At 40.4% G+C, this 20,499-nt stretch carries 21 protein-coding genes and 3 tRNA genes; 13 read left to right on the top strand and 11 right to left on the bottom strand.

The window, feature by feature from the left end:
- Positions 1-2 precede the first annotated feature (2 nt).
- The gene (gene carA, locus JR005_RS00270; RefSeq protein ID WP_005003402.1) at positions 3-1,142 is read right to left on the bottom strand and encodes a glutamine-hydrolyzing carbamoyl-phosphate synthase small subunit; all 1,140 of its coding nucleotides are present in this window, start codon (positions 1,140-1,142) and stop codon (positions 3-5) included.
- Between the two features lie 321 nt (positions 1,143-1,463).
- On the opposite strand from carA, the gene JR005_RS00265 reads away from it, so the two are divergent.
- Positions 1,464-1,889 (top strand): hypothetical protein, encoded by a 426-nt coding sequence (locus JR005_RS00265; protein WP_004990217.1) that lies wholly within the window; start codon positions 1,464-1,466, stop codon positions 1,887-1,889.
- A 62-nt stretch (positions 1,890-1,951) separates the two neighbouring features.
- Here JR005_RS00265 and JR005_RS00260 read toward each other — a convergent pair whose 3' ends face one another.
- Positions 1,952-2,488 (bottom strand): DOMON-like domain-containing protein, encoded by a 537-nt coding sequence (locus JR005_RS00260; RefSeq protein ID WP_004990215.1) that lies wholly within the window; start codon positions 2,486-2,488, stop codon positions 1,952-1,954.
- 13 nt (positions 2,489-2,501) lie between these two features.
- Entirely contained in the window at positions 2,502-2,825 is a 324-nt protein-coding gene (yhbY, locus tag JR005_RS00255) for a ribosome assembly RNA-binding protein YhbY (protein ID WP_004990213.1), read from the bottom strand.
- 219 nt (positions 2,826-3,044) lie between these two features.
- Here yhbY and rlmE point away from each other — a divergent pair, with 219 nt between their 5' ends.
- From rlmE to JR005_RS00230, 5 genes are all read left to right on the top strand, one after another.
- Positions 3,045-3,695 carry a 23S rRNA (uridine(2552)-2'-O)-methyltransferase RlmE gene (gene rlmE, locus JR005_RS00250; RefSeq protein WP_004990210.1) on the top strand — a complete coding sequence of 217 codons (651 nt, stop codon included), beginning with the start codon at positions 3,045-3,047 and terminating at the stop codon, positions 3,693-3,695.
- 134 nt (positions 3,696-3,829) lie between these two features.
- Positions 3,830-5,725: an ATP-dependent zinc metalloprotease FtsH gene (gene ftsH / locus JR005_RS00245; RefSeq protein ID WP_104794804.1), complete on the top strand. Its 1,896-nt coding sequence runs from the start codon at positions 3,830-3,832 to the stop codon at positions 5,723-5,725.
- 131 nt (positions 5,726-5,856) lie between these two features.
- Positions 5,857-6,708, top strand: coding sequence for a dihydropteroate synthase (folP, locus tag JR005_RS00240; protein ID WP_004990207.1), 852 nt, complete (start codon positions 5,857-5,859; stop codon positions 6,706-6,708).
- 126 nt (positions 6,709-6,834) lie between these two features.
- The gene (locus JR005_RS00235; RefSeq protein WP_010588745.1) at positions 6,835-7,029 is read left to right on the top strand and encodes a hypothetical protein; all 195 of its coding nucleotides are present in this window, start codon (positions 6,835-6,837) and stop codon (positions 7,027-7,029) included.
- A gap of 72 nt (positions 7,030-7,101) precedes the next feature.
- On the top strand, positions 7,102-7,416 hold the full coding sequence (locus JR005_RS00230) for a DUF5713 family protein (RefSeq protein WP_004990204.1): 315 nt from the start codon (positions 7,102-7,104) through the stop codon (positions 7,414-7,416).
- A 472-nt stretch (positions 7,417-7,888) separates the two neighbouring features.
- Here JR005_RS00230 and JR005_RS00225 read toward each other — a convergent pair.
- From JR005_RS00225 to JR005_RS00210, 4 genes are all read right to left on the bottom strand, one after another.
- Positions 7,889-7,974 (bottom strand) — tRNA-Leu (locus tag JR005_RS00225).
- Positions 7,975-8,047: 73 nt separating this feature from the next.
- Positions 8,048-9,211 (bottom strand): glycerate kinase, encoded by a 1,164-nt coding sequence (locus JR005_RS00220; protein ID WP_218665357.1) that lies wholly within the window; start codon positions 9,209-9,211, stop codon positions 8,048-8,050.
- Positions 9,212-9,635: 424 nt separating this feature from the next.
- Positions 9,636-9,721: transfer RNA gene (locus JR005_RS00215), tRNA-Leu, on the bottom strand.
- Between the two features lie 13 nt (positions 9,722-9,734).
- Positions 9,735-9,808: transfer RNA gene (locus JR005_RS00210), tRNA-Cys, on the bottom strand.
- Positions 9,809-9,961: 153 nt separating this feature from the next.
- Between JR005_RS00210 and folD the strand changes: the two genes are divergently transcribed.
- The gene (gene folD, locus JR005_RS00205) at positions 9,962-10,810 is read left to right on the top strand and encodes a bifunctional methylenetetrahydrofolate dehydrogenase/methenyltetrahydrofolate cyclohydrolase FolD (protein ID WP_004990201.1); all 849 of its coding nucleotides are present in this window, start codon (positions 9,962-9,964) and stop codon (positions 10,808-10,810) included.
- Between the two features lies 1 nt (position 10,811).
- Positions 10,812-11,480, top strand: coding sequence for a class I SAM-dependent methyltransferase (locus tag JR005_RS00200; protein WP_004990198.1), 669 nt, complete (start codon positions 10,812-10,814; stop codon positions 11,478-11,480).
- Between the two features lie 41 nt (positions 11,481-11,521).
- Here the strand turns inward: JR005_RS00200 and JR005_RS00195 are convergent, their stop codons facing one another.
- On the bottom strand, positions 11,522-11,950 hold the full coding sequence (locus JR005_RS00195) for a hypothetical protein (RefSeq protein ID WP_004990195.1): 429 nt from the start codon (positions 11,948-11,950) through the stop codon (positions 11,522-11,524).
- Between the two features lie 241 nt (positions 11,951-12,191).
- Between JR005_RS00195 and glpD the strand changes: the two genes are divergently transcribed.
- Positions 12,192-13,712, top strand: a complete 1,521-nt coding sequence (glpD, locus tag JR005_RS00190) for a glycerol-3-phosphate dehydrogenase (RefSeq protein WP_218665356.1) — start codon at positions 12,192-12,194, stop codon at positions 13,710-13,712.
- 57 nt (positions 13,713-13,769) lie between these two features.
- Here the strand turns inward: glpD and JR005_RS00185 are convergent, their stop codons facing one another.
- Together JR005_RS00185 and JR005_RS00180 are read right to left on the bottom strand one after the other, a co-directional pair.
- Entirely contained in the window at positions 13,770-14,144 is a 375-nt protein-coding gene (locus JR005_RS00185; RefSeq protein WP_004990189.1) for a hypothetical protein, read from the bottom strand.
- Positions 14,145-14,278: 134 nt separating this feature from the next.
- Positions 14,279-16,108 (bottom strand): phosphoenolpyruvate carboxykinase (GTP), encoded by a 1,830-nt coding sequence (locus tag JR005_RS00180; RefSeq protein ID WP_004990187.1) that lies wholly within the window; start codon positions 16,106-16,108, stop codon positions 14,279-14,281.
- Between the two features lie 396 nt (positions 16,109-16,504).
- Between JR005_RS00180 and JR005_RS00175 the strand changes: the two genes are divergently transcribed.
- Positions 16,505-17,440, top strand: a complete 936-nt coding sequence (locus JR005_RS00175) for a diacylglycerol/lipid kinase family protein (RefSeq protein WP_004990181.1) — start codon at positions 16,505-16,507, stop codon at positions 17,438-17,440.
- Positions 17,421-18,182 carry a metallophosphoesterase family protein gene (locus JR005_RS00170; protein WP_004990178.1) on the top strand — a complete coding sequence of 254 codons (762 nt, stop codon included), beginning with the start codon at positions 17,421-17,423 and terminating at the stop codon, positions 18,180-18,182. Before JR005_RS00175 ends, JR005_RS00170 begins: the two co-directional genes overlap by 20 nt.
- Here JR005_RS00170 and JR005_RS00165 read toward each other — a convergent pair.
- Positions 18,179-18,331: a hypothetical protein gene (locus tag JR005_RS00165; protein WP_154647390.1), complete on the bottom strand. Its 153-nt coding sequence runs from the start codon at positions 18,329-18,331 to the stop codon at positions 18,179-18,181. The genes JR005_RS00170 and JR005_RS00165 overlap by 4 nt on opposite strands.
- A gap of 48 nt (positions 18,332-18,379) precedes the next feature.
- Between JR005_RS00165 and groES the strand changes: the two genes are divergently transcribed.
- Together groES and groL are read left to right on the top strand one after the other, a co-directional pair.
- The gene (groES, locus tag JR005_RS00160; RefSeq protein ID WP_004939735.1) at positions 18,380-18,670 is read left to right on the top strand and encodes a co-chaperone GroES; all 291 of its coding nucleotides are present in this window, start codon (positions 18,380-18,382) and stop codon (positions 18,668-18,670) included.
- A gap of 58 nt (positions 18,671-18,728) precedes the next feature.
- On the top strand, positions 18,729-20,363 hold the full coding sequence (gene groL, locus JR005_RS00155) for a chaperonin GroEL (RefSeq protein ID WP_104794807.1): 1,635 nt from the start codon (positions 18,729-18,731) through the stop codon (positions 20,361-20,363).
- Positions 20,364-20,499: the final 136 nt, after the last annotated feature.

Genomic DNA, 20,499 nt, shown 5'->3' with positions numbered 1-20,499 from the left:
AATTACTTCTTAGCGGCTTCAATAAGTTCGATGAAATGATCGAACAATGGGGCACAGTCATGTGGACCTGGGCTGGCTTCAGGATGACCCTGAAAACTAAATGCTGGTTTGTCAGTGCGATGAATTCCTTGGTTTGTACCATCAAACAGTGAGCGATGTGTCACTTTTAAGTTTGTTGGTAAGGTACTTTCATCAACAGCAAAGCCGTGGTTTTGAGAAGTAATCATCACTGTACCTTGTTCAAGATTTTGTACAGGATGGTTGGCACCGTGGTGACCATGATTCATTTTCATGGTTTTGGCACCTGAAGCAAGTGCTAAAATTTGATGTCCCAAACAAATACCAAATACAGGTAACGTCGTGGTTTCAACAATCGTTTTTACCGCTTCAATGGCATAGTCACACGCGGCTGGATCGCCTGGACCATTAGATAAAAACACACCATCTGGATTTAACGCTAATACTTTTTCAGCAGGTGTTTGAGCCGGAACAACAGTCAATTTACAGCCGCGGTCTGCAAGCATACGCAAGATGTTGGTTTTGACACCGTAATCGTATGCAACCACATGATATTTTAATTCAGGTTGACTAAAGCCTGTACCCAGCTCCCATGAACCTTCAGTCCATTCAAAGCCATCTGGGTCACAGCATTCTTTCGCAAGGTCTAAACCATTTAAGCCGCCAAATGCTCGTGCTTTCGCAAGTGCTTCTTCTTCTGTAATATTTTCGCCCGCAAGGATACAGCCATTTTGGGCACCTTTATCACGCAAAATACGTGTCAATTTACGGGTGTCAATATCGGCAATCGCTACGACATTATTTTGTTCTAAGTAGTCGCCTAAGGATTGCTCTGCACGGAAATTACTATGCAGTAATGGAAGATCACGAATGATTAAGCCATTTGCCCAAACTTTGTGGATGCGACCCGATTCATTATCTTCGCTATTGCAACCAGTGTTACCAATATGAGGATAAGTTAACGTCACCAGTTGTTGTGCATAACTTGGATCGGTCAGAATTTCTTGATAGCCAGTCATGGCTGTGTTAAAAACGACTTCACCAGTCGTTGATCCCGTTGCACCAATAGACGTTCCTTTAAAGATCGTTCCATCAGCAAGGGCTAAAATGGCGGGGGTGCTCAAACCAAAGCTCCTGAATTAAAACCACAAAAATAGGGCTGTAAAAAAGCGAGTAGACATAAAAAAAGGCCGGCTGTCTTAAAAAAACACGCCCTCCTTCTTGGTCTGCTCGCTTATAACTTAACAGCGCATTATACGCATGAAGTCTGTGAAAGTCTACGCATTTTAAAGCAAATCCTGACTTATTTAGGTAATACAAATGATGTTGGCCTTTTATCGGGATCAGTTTGTAAAATAAGTATTGTCTAACAATTTTGTATGGTGGGTAAATGTTGATCGATTTAAAATAAAAACTGACATAATTCAAAAAAAGAGGATCATCACATGCCAGCAAAAAAACCATTGAAGGCCGTTGTTGAAGAACACCAACAACAAGTTGAACAGTTATATACTGAAACAAGTGCTCAGGTAAAAGATGTTCTAACTGAGACACAGGAAAAAATTGAAGCTGAAGCAAAAGAATTGAATCAAACCATTCAAACCCAACTTTCGCATCTTAAAGAAGATGTATTACAGCGCGTTGACATTATTAAGTCTCAATTTAATAACTCTCAAGGTGATTTAACCGAACTTGGTGATGTCATTAAAAAAGAGTTTGGAACTTTGGTAGAAGATCTTGGTAAAGTCGGTCGTGAAATTAAAGATGATTTAGGTCAAATTACTTTAAAACACAAGGATACTTTAACTGACGTACTCAAACGCTCAAAAGAACATGCTGTTGAAGCATGGAATAAAGTACGTGAGAACTAAAAAACAAAAAAACCAGTAAAAGTAACTACTTTTACTGGTTTAAATAGCTCAAAATAATTGTATTAAAACTCATGTAGCCAATCGCGTTTATTATGAAAATCAGCTGATGGGCTGCTGTGTTGCATGGCATAAAAATGCATACCTTGTGATGTGTTTAAAACGGCGCTTAAACCTACATAAAGATCAGACCATTTCAGTTGATGCTTTTGCATAAACACTGTTAAGTCCACACTTACATTCATCCCATAATGGGTTCGTTTCAATTGATTTAACTCAATGTCGTAAGCTGCGATTGGCGGTATATTTTCAGGATAACGATACTCTTCAAACTGATAGGCTTGCCATGCTTCAGAAGGGGATAAATTAATCTCGCGATAAAAATCCTGATTTTTCACCCCAATGAAAATTTCAAAACAGGTTTGCTCCCACAAAAAATCACGGCGTGGATGAGCTGCAACTTGCTCTGGCCAAAGCATTAAATGATTAGGATCACGTAGCCAATAACCAACATTGAGTGTAAATGGAGATTGTTGTTCGATCGCTCCAACCAATGAGATTGATTCAAAACGATCGAAAGACATCAATTCATAACTTGCCATAATTAAAATCGATTTATTTGGCTAAATGAGCGTGACGAACCAGATTGGATAAATTCGGATTTTGTTTCGGTGCTTTTTTGTAGAGTAATACGATTTTGCCAATTTTCTGAACTGCTTCTGCACCTGTGGCTTGAGCAAGCTCATCAATGACTTGTGCACGAACTTCGCGATCTTCACCTGCAACTTTTACTTTAATCAGTTCATGGTCGTTTAAAGCACGGTTGGTTTCTTCGATCACGTTTTCAGTTAAACCTTGCCCACCGATCATGACCACAGGATTTAGCGCATGTCCGATCTGACGTAAACGTTTGCGCTCTTGAATAGATAAAGCCGCCATGAAAACTACCTGAATGTAAAAACGACCTAGTATAACTTGCATCCCGTATCTAAGATAGATTCAGCATGCAGCCAATACGCATAAATATACGAAATATTCGATCATGATCATTGAAAAAAAGATCATGAAAGTGTTAATTCTAGATACATATGCATACTGCAAAATCAGTATTTTTCACGTACAATAACAGATCAGAAGTTTTTTATAATTTAGTGAGTTATGGCGACACGCATTACCAATCAGAAGTTATCGAAGAGTAGTCGTGCGTGGATGCGGGAACACCTTGATGATCCTTTTGTGAAAAGAGCACAAAAAGAAGGTTACCGTGCCCGTGCTGCATACAAACTTCTTGAAATTCAGGAAAAATACAAACTGATCAAACCGGGTATGACGGTGGTTGATCTAGGTGCAGCCCCAGGCAGTTGGTCGCAAATTGCAGGAAAACTGGTGGGAAGTAAAGGATTGGTCATCGCATCTGATATTTTAGCTATGGATGCACTTCCAGATGTTACCTTCCTACAAGGTGACTTTCGCGAAGAGGAAGTCTTCGAAAAATTGTTAAATATTTTAAATGGTCGTACTGTAGATATTGTAATTTCAGATATGGCCCCCAATACATCAGGTAATAGGGCTGTCGATCAACCTCGACAGATTTACTTATGTGAACTGGCTCTCGATTTTGCCCAGAAAGTACTCGGCCCCAATGGACAATTTGTGGTAAAAGTGTTTCAGGGCGCTGGTTTCGATGAGTTTCGAAAGCAAGTCGTCGATAGTTTTGATGTGTTGAAAACTGTAAAACCTGAAGCTTCCCGTGCGCGTTCAAAAGAAGTATTTTTGATCGGGCAGGGGCGTAAAAAGGCAATGCGATAAAGTTTACTTGCCAAGTCGAGAAAAATTGTGCATTTTGTACAATTTCAACTTGTAGCAAGCATTAGACTTGCTGTTTACTAGGGTCTACCCCGTAATGGGCATGATCAAATTAGATTGATAATGGGAATAAAGCTTTGAGCGATCTCTTCAAGAATGCCGTATTGTGGCTAATAATACTTGGTGTTCTGATTTTGATTTTCAGTAACATCAATGACCGCAATAAGCCATCAGCAATGAATTATTCAGAATTCGTTACTGCGGTGAATGCTGGTCAAATTAAGCAAGTCACTATTGATGGTTTAAATATTAGTGGTGAAAAAACCAACGGCTCTCATTTTGAGACAGTACGTCCGCAGGTTGAAGACACCGAGCTTTTACCAAGCCTAAACAAAAATAACGTCGTGGTTGAAGGAACTGCACCACAACGTCAGGGCTTGTTGATGCAACTTCTCATTGCTAGTTTTCCTGTACTTCTCATCATTTTGTTATTCATGTTCTTTATGCGAAATATGGGTGGGGGAGCTGGTGGCAAAAACGGACCAATGAGTTTTGGTAAGTCTAAGGCCAAGATGCTTTCAGAAGACCAGATTAAAGTGACATTTAAAGATGTCGCTGGCTGTGATGAAGCGAAGCAGGAAGTCGTTGAAATCGTTGATTTCTTAAAAGATCCTGCAAAGTTTAAGCGTTTGGGTGCAACCATTCCACGTGGTGTGCTTATGGTGGGTCCACCGGGTACGGGTAAGACTTTATTAGCCAAAGCCATTGCGGGTGAAGCCAAAGTTCCGTTCTTTAGTATCTCTGGTTCTGACTTTGTTGAAATGTTTGTCGGTGTGGGTGCGTCCCGTGTCCGTGACATGTTTGAGCAAGCGAAACGCCATGCACCATGTATTATCTTCATTGATGAGATTGATGCGGTCGGTCGTCACCGTGGTTCAGGTACAGGTGGTGGGCATGATGAGCGCGAACAGACTTTGAACCAAATGTTGGTTGAAATGGACGGTTTTGAAGGTAATGAAGGGGTAATTGTCATTGCTGCAACTAACCGTGCAGATGTTCTGGATAAAGCTTTGTTGCGTCCAGGTCGTTTTGACCGCCAAGTGATGGTTGGTTTGCCTGATATTAATGGTCGTGAGCAAATCCTGAATGTTCATTTGAAGAAACTTCCTTCAGTTACTGGTGTAGATCTAAAAGTTTTGGCACGTGGTACACCGGGTTTTTCTGGTGCACAGTTGGCTAACCTTGTAAATGAAGCAGCTTTGTTTGCAGCTCGTCGTAATAAAAATACGGTGGATATGCATGATTTTGAAGATGCTAAAGACAAGATCTATATGGGACCTGAGCGTAAATCGATGATTCTTCGTGAAGAAGAGCGTCGTGCAACGGCTTACCATGAGTCTGGACATGCGATTGTTGCTGAGATGTTGCCGGGTACTGATCCTGTACATAAAGTGACGATTATGCCGCGTGGTTGGGCCTTGGGTGTCACTTGGCAATTGCCTGAACAAGACCAGATTAGTCATTATAAAGACAAAATGCTGAATGAAATTTCGATTTTATTTGGTGGCCGTATTGCCGAAGAGATTTTTATCAATCAGCAATCCACCGGTGCATCCAATGACTTTGAGCGTGCAACTAAAATGGCGCGTGCGATGGTGACCAAATATGGTATGTCCGATAAGTTAGGCGTGATGGTCTATGAAGATGAGAACCAGAATGGTTTCTTTGGAAATGTAGGCAGTCGTACCATTTCAGAAGCAACACAGCAGCAGGTCGATCAGGAAGTTCGTCGCATTCTGGATGAACAATATAAAGTTGCTTGGGATATTCTTGAAAATAACAAGGATAAAGCGCATGTGATGGTTAAGGCGCTTCTGGACTGGGAAACGATTGATCGTGAGCAGGTACGTGACATTATGGAAGGTCGTGAACCACGTCCACCAAAAGTCTATGTGGCTGAAAATCCTGTGGTAGATTTGGATCCGCCAAGTAGTGGTCCTTCTACACCACCACCGTTGCCTTCAATGGGTTAATGATTTAAGTGTTACAAGAGCTGCTTCGGCAGCTCTTTTTATTTGCATATTATTCAGCTTGATGTGAAATTAAATCAACTAGCATTAGAAAACATACTGTTAAAATACGCCTCAACAACAGGAGTCAATTCATGCGTTTAATGCCTTTACCTCAGCGACAACTCAAGTGTGGTCAGCACCTACTCGATTTATCTCAACCTCAGGTGATGGGTATTTTAAATGTAACGCCTGACTCATTCAGTGATGGCGGGCAATATCATCAAAAACAGCAGGCTTATGAGCATGCCATGCAAATGATTGCAGATGGCGCTTCCATTATTGATATTGGTGGGGAGTCTACACGACCGGGGGCATCACCTGTGGAGGTTGAGGAAGAAATTCGACGAGTAGTGCCCGTTGTTGAACTATTGGCAAAGCAAGACGTGATTTTATCAATTGATAGCAGTCAACCTCATGTGATTAGGGCTGCTGTCGAGGCTGGCGCACATATCTGGAATGATGTTCGAGCATTAACTCGCCCTCAAGCGCTAGAGACTGCTGCTGAGCTGAACGTTCCCGTGATTGTCATGCATATGCGCGGTGAGCCAACGACCATGAATCAGTTGGCTCAATATGGCGATGTAACACGAGACGTCATCGATGAGTTGAAGATTCGGATTGATGAAGCATTGGCTGCGGGTGTGAAAGCAGAAAATATTATGATTGATCCGGGATTTGGATTTGCTAAAAATGCGCAACAAAATTTAAAGCTCTTGCAAGAGTTTTGGAAGTTGAATGAATTGGGTTATCCGATTTTATCGGCATTATCACGTAAACGTTTTATCGGCGAGGCATTGGGCGGTGCTGATGCGCAACAACGTGCGGTGGGTAGTGTGGCAGCGCATTTGTTGAGTATCCAGCAGGGGGCTTCACTGGTGCGCGCACACGATGTTAAGGCAACTGTGGATGCAATTCGAATTTGGCAGGCAATGAATCAAGCTTAAAAGCGTCAATCTTATTTTGCCTAAAGATCCTTCAATTGCTGAATTGTTTGAGAAGATGAAGTTTTGGGTATGTGAAGATAAGGCTGAAAGTGAAGCGCATGTTAATTTATAAATTGGTTGTTATCGATGAGTAAAGTGATCATGCAGCTTCATCCATTCATTTTTGTGGTGTTTATTGCTTCTATCCTTTTAGACATCCTTTTTTTATTTGTTGCAATTTTTACTGCAAATACCTTATTTGCCTTTATGGCGATCTTATTGTTGCTTGCAGGTTGGTTGATTTTTGAAGAACATCGACTAAATTTTGAACTCTGGGATTAGTGACTAGTCGAATTTAATTTGAAGGTATGTTATAAGCATCACCGAATTTTTAATGTTGTTAAGCCTTTATCCATGTTAAATGATCTACTTCTCCCTATGTTTGATGATGGTTATTATCCTCAAATCTTGGTGGCTGAAATAAAGCAAGACCTAATTGATTTTTCAAGAAAAATTCAAGCTAATCCTAAAACTGAATCTGAAATTTATCAATTAGCAGATTCAACTTTACTGAAAATCAATGAAATGAAAGCTGATTTTGAAGATTTGGATTCAAGCCTTGATGATACTGCCACGGATTATATCGCTGAAGCTATGATGATGGTGGTGCAGGATGCGGGATACCTTGAGATTGATTTAGAGGAATTGGTCGCGAGTAGAGAGTGGTAATTTCTCTTGTAAGTCTGAGGTTATTTCTGTTGGCTTGTGTGGGAATCGGCTAAGAATAAATCCAGCAACATTTGGTTTAGGTCGCAACTTTGATTCAGATGTACATCTGTAATGTCCTCAACATTTAATTTTAATTGTGAATGATTATATGCAGCGGGTGCTAAAAGACGTAGCCAAAATTGAGAATAATTTTGCTTGAGCTGTTCGAGTTGCGTTATTACTTCAACTTTTTTACTTTGAATAAGATATTCATCTGCCACCACTGCGCAGCGTTTTAAATAGAGCATCTGTTTTTTTTTATTGTTCCTGGTTCGAAAAATATCTTGAGCATGACGGGGCGTCATGTTTAATGCTGATACTAAATATAATAGGTAACAGTTCAGTTTTTTTCATCAGATTATTATCTTGCTAGATATAAAAAAACCAGCATTATGCTGGAAATTTTATTTTACACCATTTCAATAGTTTAAAATGGTGCCCGGGGCCGGACTCGAACCGGCACGCTTTGTGGGCGGGGGATTTTAAATCCCCTGTGTCTACCTATTTCACCACCCGGGCATGTCGGCAATAATAGATGAACTGCCTAATATTGGCAAGAATATCTGAAATTATTTGTAGTTTTTTCAATCAACTACTCGTTTTTAAATGAGCTGGCGTCAATGCTGCGAATCAATCTGGCAATATTTTCGCAGCATCGACTCAGATTTTTAGGGCCATTTTGCAGTGCTGTTCTGAGATCACTGCTTTGATCAAGTATTCCGAATATTGCAGTAATGCCTTCCTCATACAGACTTTCGATTCCTTCACCCATATAGCCTGCACAAACAAAAACGGGTTTATCATATGTGTGCGCAAGACGTGCTACTCCGATGGGCGTTTTTCCAAATTTGGTTTGAAAATCAATTCCTCCTTCGCCTGTAAACACATAATCGGCCTGTTGTATGGTGTGTTGCATATCTAACAGATTAATCACTGTTTCTACGCCAGACTGGATTTTGGCTTGTGTAAACACCAAAAGCCCAGCAGCTAATCCACCCGCTGCACCAGAACCTGCAATATCTTGAACTGTTATATTGAGCTGCTTTTCAATTAAATTGGCAAAGTGAGTGAGGTTTGATTCAAGTTGTATAACTATTTCAGGACTTGCACCTTTCTGTGGGCCGAATACATGACTTGCACCATTTGGTCCTAATAGAGGGTTATTCACGTCGCTAGCAATGATAATTTCAACGTTATTCAGGCGTTGATCTATTTCAGAAATATCTATGAACTGAATGTCATTGAGATAACCACCACCTAACCTAACGGGTTGTTTCTCTTGGTCTAGAAATTTAACTCCTAAAGCAGTCGCCATTCCCATGCCTGCGTCATTGGTCACACTTCCACCTAAACCTATAATGATTTGAGAAACACCGTGATCCAGTGCTAAGCGAAACATTTCACCCGTTCCATAAGTTGAGGTAAGTAAAGGGTCACGCTGTTCGGAAGAGAGAAGGTGAATACCGTTGGCTTTTGCCATCTCAATGATTGCTGTTTTGCCTTGATTGATTAAGCCAAAATAAGTTGAGATTCGCTGTGAAGGTAAAGGCCCCATCACTTCAATATCAATTTTTTGTCCATGCTGAGCATTAATTATGGTATCGACTGTACCTTCACCACCGTCTGCCATAGGGTACAAAATAAAATAAGCATCAGGAAATACCTTTTGCAGCCCACTTTGCATCGCTTGACAAGCTTCAAGTGCAGTCATACTTTCTTTAAACGAATCTGGGGCGAGTACAAAAGTTTTAGGCATAGATGACGGCAGCTTTTCTGGAGTAAATTGTTAATTTAAAATCAAATGCTATTTAAGATAACATCGCTTTAAAACAATACGAAATATTTTAATTGGGTGATAATAATGAAAAAAAGAATGGAGCAGTGGACTTTGACGGATCGATTTGTATTCGCAGGATGTTATGGATTATTAGGTTTGGTTTTCGGGTTTCTGATTGCACTATCTATGGCGAAATACTTAGATACAGGCTTTAGTTCTTCAACGATTATTTTAGTCATCAGTTTGACGTGTACATTGATGGGGTTTTTTGCACCTGATACTGCGAGTCGGTGTTTGAATAGATTATGGCTTTGGTTTAAATATTGGTAAAAAGGATCATTTAGACATAAAAAAACCAGCTTATGCTGGATTCTTTATTGGCACCATTTTAACTGATTTAAAATGGTGCCCGGGGCCGGACTCGAACCGGCACGCTTTGTGGGCGGGGGATTTTAAATCCCCTGTGTCTACCTATTTCACCACCCGGGCTTTTTACCAAATTTGGAGGCGGAGGTCGGAATCGAACCGGCGTACACGGAGTTGCAGTCCGCTGCATGACCACTCTGCCACCCCGCCATCATTTGGTGATGCACATATTAGCAAGCTTCAGAAAAAAAACAATAGTGATTTCAGCGAATATGCACAGAAAAACAACATCTAAAATAAAATTGACTCAATTATCATGTATCATTTGCAAAATCGAATTCATATCTACTTTGGAGATGTGCTGTGGCATTGGTTCTTGATGGTCGTGCATTGGCAAAACAAATTGAAGCTGACTTGCTTACACGTGTAGAAGCGTTAAAAGCAAAATCAGGTCGTACCCCAATTTTGGCTACCATTTTGGTCGGAGATGATGGTGCATCTGCAACCTATGTACGTATGAAAGGTAATGCCTGTAAACGTGTAGGCATGGATTCAGTTAAAATTGAATTGCCACAGGAAACCACCACTGAGCAACTTCTGGCTGAAATCGAAAAATTAAATGCCAATCCAGATGTACACGGGATTTTGTTACAACATCCAGTACCTGCACAAATTGATGAGCGTGCTTGTTTTGATGCGATTTCTTTGAATAAAGATGTCGATGGCGTGACTTGTTTGGGTTATGGTCGTATGGCCATGGGCGAAGCGGCTTATGGTTCAGCTACACCTGCTGGGATCATGACGATTTTAAAAGAAAACAACATTGAAATTGCGGGTAAACATGCGGTTGTGGTTGGGCGCTCTGCGATTTTAGGCAAGCCAATGGCGGCGATGTTACTTGAAGCGAATGCGACTGTGACGATTTGCCATTCACGTACACAGAATTTAGCTGAATTCGTAAAACAAGCAGATATTATTGTGGGTGCTGTGGGTAAAGCAGAACTCATCCAAAAAGACTGGATTAAACAAGATGCAGTCGTGGTCGATGCGGGTTTTCATCCGCGTGATGGCGGCGGTGTAGGTGATATCCAATTACAAGGAATTGAAGATATTGCATCGGCTTATACGCCTGTACCAGGTGGTGTTGGGCCAATGACGATTACGACTTTGATTCGTCAAACTGTTGAAGCGGCTGAAAAAGCTTTAGTTTAATATGAACTCTACATTTCAGTGTTCAAAAGCGCCTCAACATTTGCTTGAGGCGCTTCATCACGTGATTCCTCAGTGTGAATTATCACCACAGCAATTACCAGAAACGCCAATTTCACTTTGGTTAATTCCACCTGTCTTTCCATCCGATCGTTTGGATGATGAAGTGATTCGACGGATTTGGAATGACACACCTTACTGGATTTTTTGTTGGGCTTCTGGATTGGCGATGGCGCAGTGGTTGCTGGCAGAGCCACAGCATGTCAAAGATAAAGTGGTTTTAGACTTTGGTGCAGGTTCTGGTGTTGTCGCTATTGCAGCGAAAATGGCAGGGGCTAAGCGAGTCATTTGTTGTGATATCGACCAAGTAAGTTTGGCTGCCTGTCGTGAGAATGCATTGCTTAATGATGTTGAGCTTGAATATCTGGATGATTTATACAAGGCAGAACAAGTGGATGTGTTACTTGCTGCCGATGTGCTATATGATCAATCTAATCGTTTCTTTTTAGATGAATTTTTAAAATTTGCCCCAGAAGTGTGGGTGGCAGACAGCCGGGTCAAAAATTTTAGTCATCCTCAATATATGAAGATTGATGAACGTAGTGCCACAACATGGCCTGATCTGGATGAAGCAAAAGAGTTTCGCAACGTGAGTTTTTATAAAACGCTGTAAGATTACAGCGTTTTTTTTATTTGGAGGCGATTAAGTAAAGCTTATGAGCAGGTATAGCGTACAACTTTAAGTGTGCTGGGTTTAGTGTCTAACGCTTGACGTGTCGCATAGCCTTCACTGTTGTTGAGACTAGGAGAGTCCATTAATCCCACAGACATACGTGAGTTGCCGACTTGTAATCCATCCTGACTTGATTGATTTGCCGCAGGATTGGCGATTTCATTAATACTTAAAATAGATAATTTATAAGTTTGTGTGGTGCCTAAAACTTGTTGGCAGGCGCGTTGTAATTTTCGTTCATCAAGTTGTTGGTTAGAGCGTCCAGCAAGTGTATAAGCCAGTGTTGCAGAAGATGCCGTTTTATTTTCAACCTGATAGCCTGTGTTGCCGTTGTATTGACGTGGGGTACTCTGACACGCAGTTAATACAATGACACTCCCTGTAATTAAAAATAATAAGCTTTTTTTCATGAGGTTGTTCCTTCTAATCGTATTTAAGTCAGTAGTTGAAAATATGCAGATGTATTTTTTATATTTTAAGCATTTACGGACCTAAACAAACCATAAAATTGTATTAACTTTAAAACCATTCAGCTTGGCAAATAAAATACGTACCGTATATGGCGGGTAAAGCTTTCACTTTGTGTTTAAATTTGCTAATTTCAAATGATCTTGATTAAAGATTGATAATAATAAAAAGGGGGAATCACACATGTTATCTCATTTTAATGATCTTCCTCTTTATGATATTGCGGTGATCGGTGGTGGTATTAATGGGGTAGGGATCGCCAATGATGCTGCTGGACGGGGACTCTCCGTTTTTCTTTGTGAAAAAGATGACTTTGCGAGTCATACCTCATCTGCCAGTAGTAAATTGATTCATGGTGGTTTGCGCTATTTAGAGCATTTTGAATTTCGTCTGGTGCGTGAAGCACTTGCTGAACGCGAAGTTCTTATGGCGAAAGCTCCGCATATTATCCGTCCTTTACGTTTTGTCTTGCCACATCGTCCACATTTACGATCAGCATGGTTGATCCGTTCTGGCTTATTTCTATATGATTATTTGGGAAAACGAGAAAAATTACCTGCATCTAAGCGTTTGGTCTTGGATCAACGAAGTCCTTTAAAACAGGATATTGTATTGGGCTTTGAATATTCAGATTGTGCAGTAGATGATGCGCGCTTAGTGATTTTAAATGCGATGCAAGCTAGAGAAAAAGGGGCAGAACTGGTAACTCGAACTGAGTGTGTTGCCGCAGAAGTAATTGATGGTACATGGTTATTAACTTTGAAGCAGCAACAAACACAGTATCAAATTCGTGCAAAAGCCTTGGTCAATGCAGCGGGGCCGTGGGTTGAACGTTTTCTAAAAGATACGCTTAAACTGGATTCTCCTTATAAAATTCGCCACATTCAGGGTAGTCATTTGATTATTCCCAAACTTTATGAGGGAGACTATGCCTATATTTTACAAAATGAAGATCGACGTATCGTATTTACCATTCCTTATTTAGATGAATATACATTGATCGGAACGACGGATCGGATTTATCAGGGAGACTTGCAGCAGGTCGCAATCTCACAGGATGAAATTGAATATTTATTGACAGTGGTAAACTTGCACTTTGAACGCACGATTACTCAAGCAGATATTATCGAAACTTATTCTGGGGTTCGACCCTTATGTGATGATGAGTCAGATCAACCCTCAGCAGTGACCCGAGATTATACTTTGGCAATGACGATGCTGAATGAGACGGTGCCGTTGCTATCGGTATTTGGGGGTAAGTTAACCACCTATCGAAAACTTGCTGAATCTGCACTGGATGAATTAACCCCTTTTTTCCCTGAGTTACAGACTGCGTGGACTGAATATGAGCCATTACCAGGAGGGGAGTATTTTAAAAGTTTAGATGGGTTAATACGAGGGATTCAGCTCAGAATTAAACATATTCCAATCGAAATTGCGACACGTTGGGCGAGTAGTTATGGCACTCGTGTCTGGCAGTTGCTCAGAGAAGTCTATACTTTGGAGGACTTTGGCATATATTTTGGGCACGGGCTCTATCAACTTGAAGTCGATTACTTGACCAAAGTGGAATGGGCACAATCAGTAGATGATATTCTATGGCGGCGTAGTAAACTGGGATTAAAATTTGGTAAAGCTGATATGACATTATTGGATGATTATCTTCAAAGCGTTCTAGGTCATCAGCACAGCAAGATTGCTTAATATCAATAAAAGCTACATAAAGTCAATTTATGCAGCTATAAAACAATTGATCGACGTTTAGATTTCCTTACCGCCTAAACTTTGACAATCTACATTCGGTGCATTCCATCTGACTGCTGTTCCTGTTGCTACAGGACGAACGATACGCCATGGCCAAAAGCCAAAACGTTGACTCGCATTATAATCCACAATCGCATTGGCATTCAGTTTTTGCGCAGCATTGCCTAATTTTGGATAGAGTTCTTCAACACTTCCATACGTGCCTTTTGCAACTTTTACACGTTTAACGACCACATATTGCTGCGATGGAACACCACTAATAAGACATACCCCGAAATGATTCTTCGCTTTTTCATTTGCTGTTACCTCATTTGCATGGGTGATGTTGCAAAGAACAAGTAAAGACAAAGTACAAAGAACAAGTTTTTTCATTGTTTGTTTCTCTTTGGTTGTAAAAAAATAAAATTTATCAGTATATTAAAGATTATTTGCCGATATTTCTTAGCATATTGCACATAATAAAACAGGCCATTTAAATGGCCTGTTTTATGATGCGATTAACTGATTTAGTGGTTTTTAACCGCATTTAATAACGCTTCTTGGCGTTCTTTTAATGCTTGTGGTAAACGATCACCAAGTTTGGTAAACAATTCTGTGTGACTTTCGATTTCAGTAATCCACTGATCTTTGTCTTGTGCAGTGATCAGATCAAATTCTTCTTTAGAAAAATCTGTACCTGCCCAGTTAAGATCGTCATAAGTTGGAACATAACCAATTGGTGTTTCAACTGCATTGGCACGACCTTCAACACGGTCAATCATCCACTCAAGCACACGCATATTTTGACCAAAACCAGGCCATACAAAGTTACCTTCAGCATCACGACGGAACCAGTTGACGTTGAAGATTTTTGGTAATTTATTGCCCGCAGCTTCAGCTTTTTCACCGACTTGCTGACCCACTTCTAACCAGTGTTGGAAGTAATCTGCCATGTTGTAACCAGTAAACGGCAACATAGCAAATGGGTCACGACGTACTACGCCTTGTTGACCAACAGCCGCCGCAGTAGTTTCAGAACCCATGGTTGCTGCTTTATAAACACCATCAACCCAGTCAAATGCTTCTGATACTAAAGGAACCGTATCGGCACGACGACCACCGAAGATAAATGCAGAAATTGGAACACCTGCTGGATTTTCCCAGTCAGCATCAATAGAAGGACATTGGCCTGCTGAAACAGTAAAACGTGCATTTGGATGTGCTGCTTTTTCACCATTTACATGAGGTTGACCTTTCCAGTTGGTCAAGTTTGCTGGAACTTCTTTAGATAGACCTTCCCACCATACTTCACCGTTATCAGTCACAGCAACGTTAGTATAAATTACGTCTTTGTGTAGGGTTGCCATACAGTTCGGGTTGGTTTTGGTGTTTGTACCAGGCGCAACACCGAAGAAACCAGCTTCAGGGTTGATTGCATACAGACGACCATCTTCACCTGGTTTGATCCAAGCGATATCATCACCAACAGTTTCAATTTTCCAGCCTTCATAGCCTACTGGTGGAATCAACATTGCAAAGTTGGTTTTACCACAAGCAGATGGGAATGCTGCTGCGATGTAGTGCTTTTCACCTTGTGGGTTAGTGACACCTAAAATCAGCATGTGTTCAGCGAGCCAGCCTTGTTCGCGACCCATTGCAGAAGCGATACGAAGGGCTAAACATTTTTTACCGAGTAATGCGTTGCCGCCGTAACCTGAACCGTAAGACCAGATTTCACGCGTTTCTGGGTAGTGAACAATATATTTTTCAGGATTGCATGGCCATGCAACATCTTTTTCGCCTTCAGCAAGAGGCGCACCAACTGTGTGAACACAGGGTACAAATTCGCCATCGGTGCCAAGAACGTCATAAACCGCTTTGCCCATGCGAGCCATTTTACGCATGCTGACAGCAACGTATGGAGAATCAGTTAATTCGATACCAATCTGTGCAATGTGGCTGCCCAAAGGACCCATTGAGAATGGAACCACATACATGGTACGACCTTGCATTGCGCCATCAAACAAACCGTTGAGTTTTGCGCGCATCGCTGCTGGCGCTTCCCAGTTGTTTGTCGCACCCGCATCTTCCTGTTTTTCAGAACAGATGAACGTACGGTCTTCAACACGCGCAACGTCAGAAGGGTCAGAGTTTGCAAGATAAGAACCTGGATGTTTTTCTTGGTTGAGTGTTTGCATTGTGCCGTTGGCGATCATCAAGTCAATCAGACGTTGATATTCTTCTTCGCTACCGTCACACCACTCGATTTTTGCAGGTTTGGTTAATTTTGCAATTTCTTCAACCCATGCAATAAGCTTAGGATGACGAACGAATTCTGGTGCGTTCACTTGGGTCATGGTGAGGCCTATTTAAAAAACGTACTAAAGTACAAATCTAAATGCTGAGATACAGCAAGTAGATGAAGTAAAAAAAAGTGGCGCTATTAAAGCATAAAATGACAAAAAAAATAAGACTAAAGACTAAATTAGAGTAGTAGGTCGAAAAATAGTTTAACTCTATATAAATCATTAATTTAATATAATTATGAGGCATTAAATATATGTATTAAGATATGTAATATATGTTATTTTTTAATTAAATGTTTATAAAAAACAAAGTCTTGATTCTAAAATAAATTTGAGAACAATTATCGATTAAATAAATGATCATCATTTAAATTTTACATAAAGCGTATTTTATTTGTCTAATTCTTGGACAAAAATAGGATAAATCATCAGCTTAGAACGATAAATATGCCAACACTTCGACCTTTATCCCTTATTTATAATGAAAAATCTGGATTCCATGCATCCAATAAAGAAGGCGTATATGAGCAAATCATGACGATTTTTACGCAGCATGATTTTGAGATTCAGGTCTTTGAATTGAGTGTTGAGGATAATTTCGACGATTTTATGCAGCAAGTTCTTGTGCGTCATCATGGCGATGATCATGGTGTGGTGGTTGCAGCAGGTGGGGATGGGACATTAAATGCAGTGGCTTCTAAGCTCAAATACACAGATATTCCGATGGGGATTTTGCCTTTAGGCACGTTTAACTATGTGGCGCGCGTTTTAAATATCCCCCAAGATTTGCTTCAAGCGGCTGAGGTGATTGCAACGGGAACACCTAAAAATGTTCACTTGGGAACGATCAACGACAGAATTTATTTAAATAATGCCAGCTTGGGTCTCTATCCTTTATTTATTCAAAAACGAGAGCAATATAATCAACGTTTGGGTCGACATACTTTAAATGCATATACATCGGGGCTTGATGTCTTAATTCGTGATCATAAAGAATTAAAACTTTCATTAACTGTTGATGGGCAAGTTTATCCTGTTAAAACATCGCTGGTCTTTTTTGGCAATAATAAATTGCAATTACAAGAAATGAACCTGAATATTGCTGAATGTGCTGAAGAAGGTCATGTGGCAGGTATTGTGGTCGCCAAAAGCGATAAATTGAGTTTATTTCGCATGTTATTTCAATTGATCAAAGGGGATCTCGAACATGCCAAAGATGTCTATAGTTTTGCTGCTGATCAGGTAGTGGTTGATTCAAAAAGTAAAACTTTAACGGTTGCTGTAGATGGCGAAATCGAAGAGTTGAAGACGCCTTTGACACTTGCTGTGGCAAAAAATGCATTAAGTATCATGGTGCCTGTCGATGCTACTTCATCTGTCTGATTTGCATTTTGGTACGGAAAAGCCAGAATGTCTGATTGCAATCGAAAAATTTTGTCAGGAACATCAACCTGAACTGATTGTGGTGAGTGGGGACTTAACCCAACGTGCAAAATTTATTCAGTTTTACAATTGTCGGCAGTTTTTGGATTCTCTTAAAATTCCCTATATTGTGGTGCCAGGGAATCATGATATTTCTTTGTATAATTTATGGAATCGTTTTTTTTCTCCATTTGCACGTTATCAGTTCTTTTTTGGTGAATTAGAGCCAACTTTGCAAACTGAACATTTTTTTATTGTTGGAGTGAATAGTATTCGTCGGCGTTACCATACGCGGGGATATATTTCACTGGAGCAAATTCAGAGAACCAATGAAACCTTAAAACACGCGCCTGATGATAAGTTGAAACTGGTGGTATTACATCAACCTTTTTATACTTCTCCAGATGATCCACATGGAATAAAAGATTGTCCAGTACTAGGAAGAATGGCACTTGAGAATTGGAGTCGAAGTGGTCTATTTGGGGTATTGCATGGGCATTTACATAAAACTGCGGTCTATAACTTAACTCAAATCTATAATTTGAAAATTGATCATCCTGTTTATGATATTCATGCGGGCACAGCGACCTCTTATCGTTTACATAAAGGCTTGCCGAATAGTTTTAATACAATTTCAAATGATGGACTGATTCAGCACTTTTGGTTCGATGAAAGGACAAAATCCTTTGTTTTGCACAATTAATCTGAAGCTAAAAACAAGCAAAGTGTTTGAGTGTTTAAAAAAGACACAAAAAATAGCATTTTTTTTGATTTTTCCCCTTGAAGCGTTTTTTTCCATCCCCACAAAAGTGTCATCAAATTCATTTTGGTGCTTGCTAAAGCAATAATCATGGTAAGCATCATTTATCAAATCATAGACTTAGTCTGATGGAGTTATTTATGAGCAACATTCGTCCATTACATGACCGTGTAGTAATTCGTCGTGTTGAAGAAGAAACAAAAACGGCTGGCGGAATTTTATTGCCAGGTTCTGCTGCTGAAAAGCCTGCTCAAGGTGAAGTAATTGCAGTTGGTAATGGTCAAATCACCGACAACGGCGTTCGTGCACTAGACGTTAAAGTGGGTGATAAAGTGTTATTTGGTACTTATGCAGGTACTACTGTCAAAGTAAATGGTGATGAATTCTTAATTATGAAAGAATCTGACATTTTAGCTGTACTTGAAGGCTAAATTTTTACTTAACTCATTGATAAATCAGATCAAGCATATATAAAATTTGGAGTAAATAATGTCAGCTAAAGACGTTAAATTCGGTGATTCAGCGCGTTCAAAAATGATCGCAGGTGTCAATGTTCTTGCAGATGCAGTGAAAGTGACTTTAGGCCCTAAAGGTCGTAATGTCGTGATTGATCGTTCTTTTGGTGCACCGCATATCACTAAAGATGGTGTGACGGTTGCCAAAGAAATCACGCTAAAAGATAAGTTTGAAAACATGGGTGCGCAGCTTGTACGTGAAGTATCAAGCAAAACCAATGATATTGCAGGTGACGGTACGACAACTGCGACTGTACTGGCTCAGGCGATCTTAAACGAAGGGATCAAATCAGTGACTGCTGGTATGAACCCAATGGATCTTAAACGTGGTATCGATATCGCGGTGAAAGCAGTTGTAGAAAATATTCGTGCAACAGCGAAACCTGCTGATGACTTTAAAGCGATTGAGCAAGTCGGTTCAATTTCTGCAAACTCTGACGAAACTGTGGGTAAATTGATCGCTCAAGCAATGGAACGCGTGGGTAAAGAAGGCGTGATTACCGTTGAAGAAGGTTCAGGCTTTGAAGATGCGCTTGATGTTGTAGAAGGTATGCAGTTTGACCGCGGTTATATCTCACCATATTTCGCAAACAAGCAAGATACTTTAACTGCTGAACTTGAAAATCCGTTCATTCTTCTTGTTGATAAAAAAATCAGCAATATCCGTGAATTGATTACAGTTTTAGAAGCGGTTGCAAAAACTGGTAAGCCACTTCTTATTATTGCTGAAGATGTTGAAGGCGAAGCGCTTGCTACACTTGTTGTGAACAACATGCGCGGTATCATCAAAGTATGTGCAGTTAAAGCACCTGGTTTTGGTGATCGTCGTAAAGCAATGCTTCAAGACATCGCGATCTTGACTGGCGCAACAGTGATTTCAGAAGAAGTAGGCATGTCACTTGAACAAGCTTCTCTTCAAGATTTAGGTACAGCGCATAAAATCACAGTTTCTAAAGAAAATACAGTGATTGTCGATGGTGCTGGTGATGCCAATGCGATTGCTGAGCGTGTTCAACAGATCCGTGCTCAAATCGAAGAGTCAACCTCTGAATACGACAAAGAAAAACTTCAAGAGCGCGTTGCTAAATTAGCAGGCGGTGTTGCAGTCATCAAAATTGGTGCAGCAACTGAAGTTGAAATGAAAGAGAAGAAAGACCGTGTTGACGATGCGCTTCATGCAACGCGTGCTGCGGTTGAAGAAGGTGTGGTTGCTGGTGGTGGTGTTGCACTGGTACGTGCTGTAAATGCACTCGACGGTTTAAAAGGCGCCAATGATGACCAAACTGTGGGTATCAATATTTTACGCCGTGCAATTGAAGCACCACTTCGTCAAATCGTATCAAACGCGGGTGATGAACCTTCAGTCGTGATCAATGCTGTGAAAGCGGGCGAAGGTAACTATGGTTACAACGCTGCGACAGGTGTATATGGCGACATGCTTGAAATGGGTATTCTTGATCCAGCGAAAGTAACACGTTCTGCGCTTGAGCATGCAGCTTCTGTTGCAGGTTTAATGTTGACCACTGAAGCGATGATTACTGATATTCCAGAAGACAAACCAGCTATGCCAGATATGGGCGGCATGGGTGGTATGGGCGGTATGATGTAAACCGCTCAGATATGGTTTAAATTATTGTAATTTAATATGATTTAAACTGTAATTTTTTAACTTACTCATGATGTTACTCACATTTGAGTTTGTTATAAAAAAGGTCACAAATTTTATTTGTGACCTTTTTTATTTT

The sequence above is a fragment of the Acinetobacter sp. Colony158 genome, assembly GCF_019264745.1.
Lineage (GTDB): Bacteria > Pseudomonadota > Gammaproteobacteria > Pseudomonadales > Moraxellaceae > Acinetobacter > Acinetobacter ursingii.
This window is presented reverse-complemented; position numbering and strand designations above follow the sequence as displayed.

Coding starts and splice junctions, on each gene's coding strand:
- JR005_RS00265 (WP_004990217.1), top strand. CDS start 1,464: ATGCCAGCAAAAAAACCATTGAAGGCCGTTGTTGAAGAACACCAACAA.
- JR005_RS00260 (WP_004990215.1), bottom strand. CDS start 2,488: ATGGCAAGTTATGAATTGATGTCTTTCGATCGTTTTGAATCAATCTCA.
- yhbY (WP_004990213.1), bottom strand. CDS start 2,825: ATGGCGGCTTTATCTATTCAAGAGCGCAAACGTTTACGTCAGATCGGA.
- rlmE (WP_004990210.1), top strand. CDS start 3,045: ATGGCGACACGCATTACCAATCAGAAGTTATCGAAGAGTAGTCGTGCG.
- folP (WP_004990207.1), top strand. CDS start 5,857: ATGCGTTTAATGCCTTTACCTCAGCGACAACTCAAGTGTGGTCAGCAC.
- JR005_RS00235 (WP_010588745.1), top strand. CDS start 6,835: ATGAGTAAAGTGATCATGCAGCTTCATCCATTCATTTTTGTGGTGTTT.
- JR005_RS00230 (WP_004990204.1), top strand. CDS start 7,102: ATGTTAAATGATCTACTTCTCCCTATGTTTGATGATGGTTATTATCCT.
- JR005_RS00220 (WP_218665357.1), bottom strand. CDS start 9,211: ATGCCTAAAACTTTTGTACTCGCCCCAGATTCGTTTAAAGAAAGTATG.
- JR005_RS00200 (WP_004990198.1), top strand. CDS start 10,812: ATGAACTCTACATTTCAGTGTTCAAAAGCGCCTCAACATTTGCTTGAG.
- JR005_RS00195 (WP_004990195.1), bottom strand. CDS start 11,950: ATGAAAAAAAGCTTATTATTTTTAATTACAGGGAGTGTCATTGTATTA.
- glpD (WP_218665356.1), top strand. CDS start 12,192: ATGTTATCTCATTTTAATGATCTTCCTCTTTATGATATTGCGGTGATC.
- JR005_RS00185 (WP_004990189.1), bottom strand. CDS start 14,144: ATGAAAAAACTTGTTCTTTGTACTTTGTCTTTACTTGTTCTTTGCAAC.
- JR005_RS00180 (WP_004990187.1), bottom strand. CDS start 16,108: ATGACCCAAGTGAACGCACCAGAATTCGTTCGTCATCCTAAGCTTATT.
- JR005_RS00175 (WP_004990181.1), top strand. CDS start 16,505: ATGCCAACACTTCGACCTTTATCCCTTATTTATAATGAAAAATCTGGA.
- JR005_RS00170 (WP_004990178.1), top strand. CDS start 17,421: ATGCTACTTCATCTGTCTGATTTGCATTTTGGTACGGAAAAGCCAGAA.
- JR005_RS00165 (WP_154647390.1), bottom strand. CDS start 18,331: ATGATTATTGCTTTAGCAAGCACCAAAATGAATTTGATGACACTTTTG.
- groES (WP_004939735.1), top strand. CDS start 18,380: ATGAGCAACATTCGTCCATTACATGACCGTGTAGTAATTCGTCGTGTT.
- groL (WP_104794807.1), top strand. CDS start 18,729: ATGTCAGCTAAAGACGTTAAATTCGGTGATTCAGCGCGTTCAAAAATG.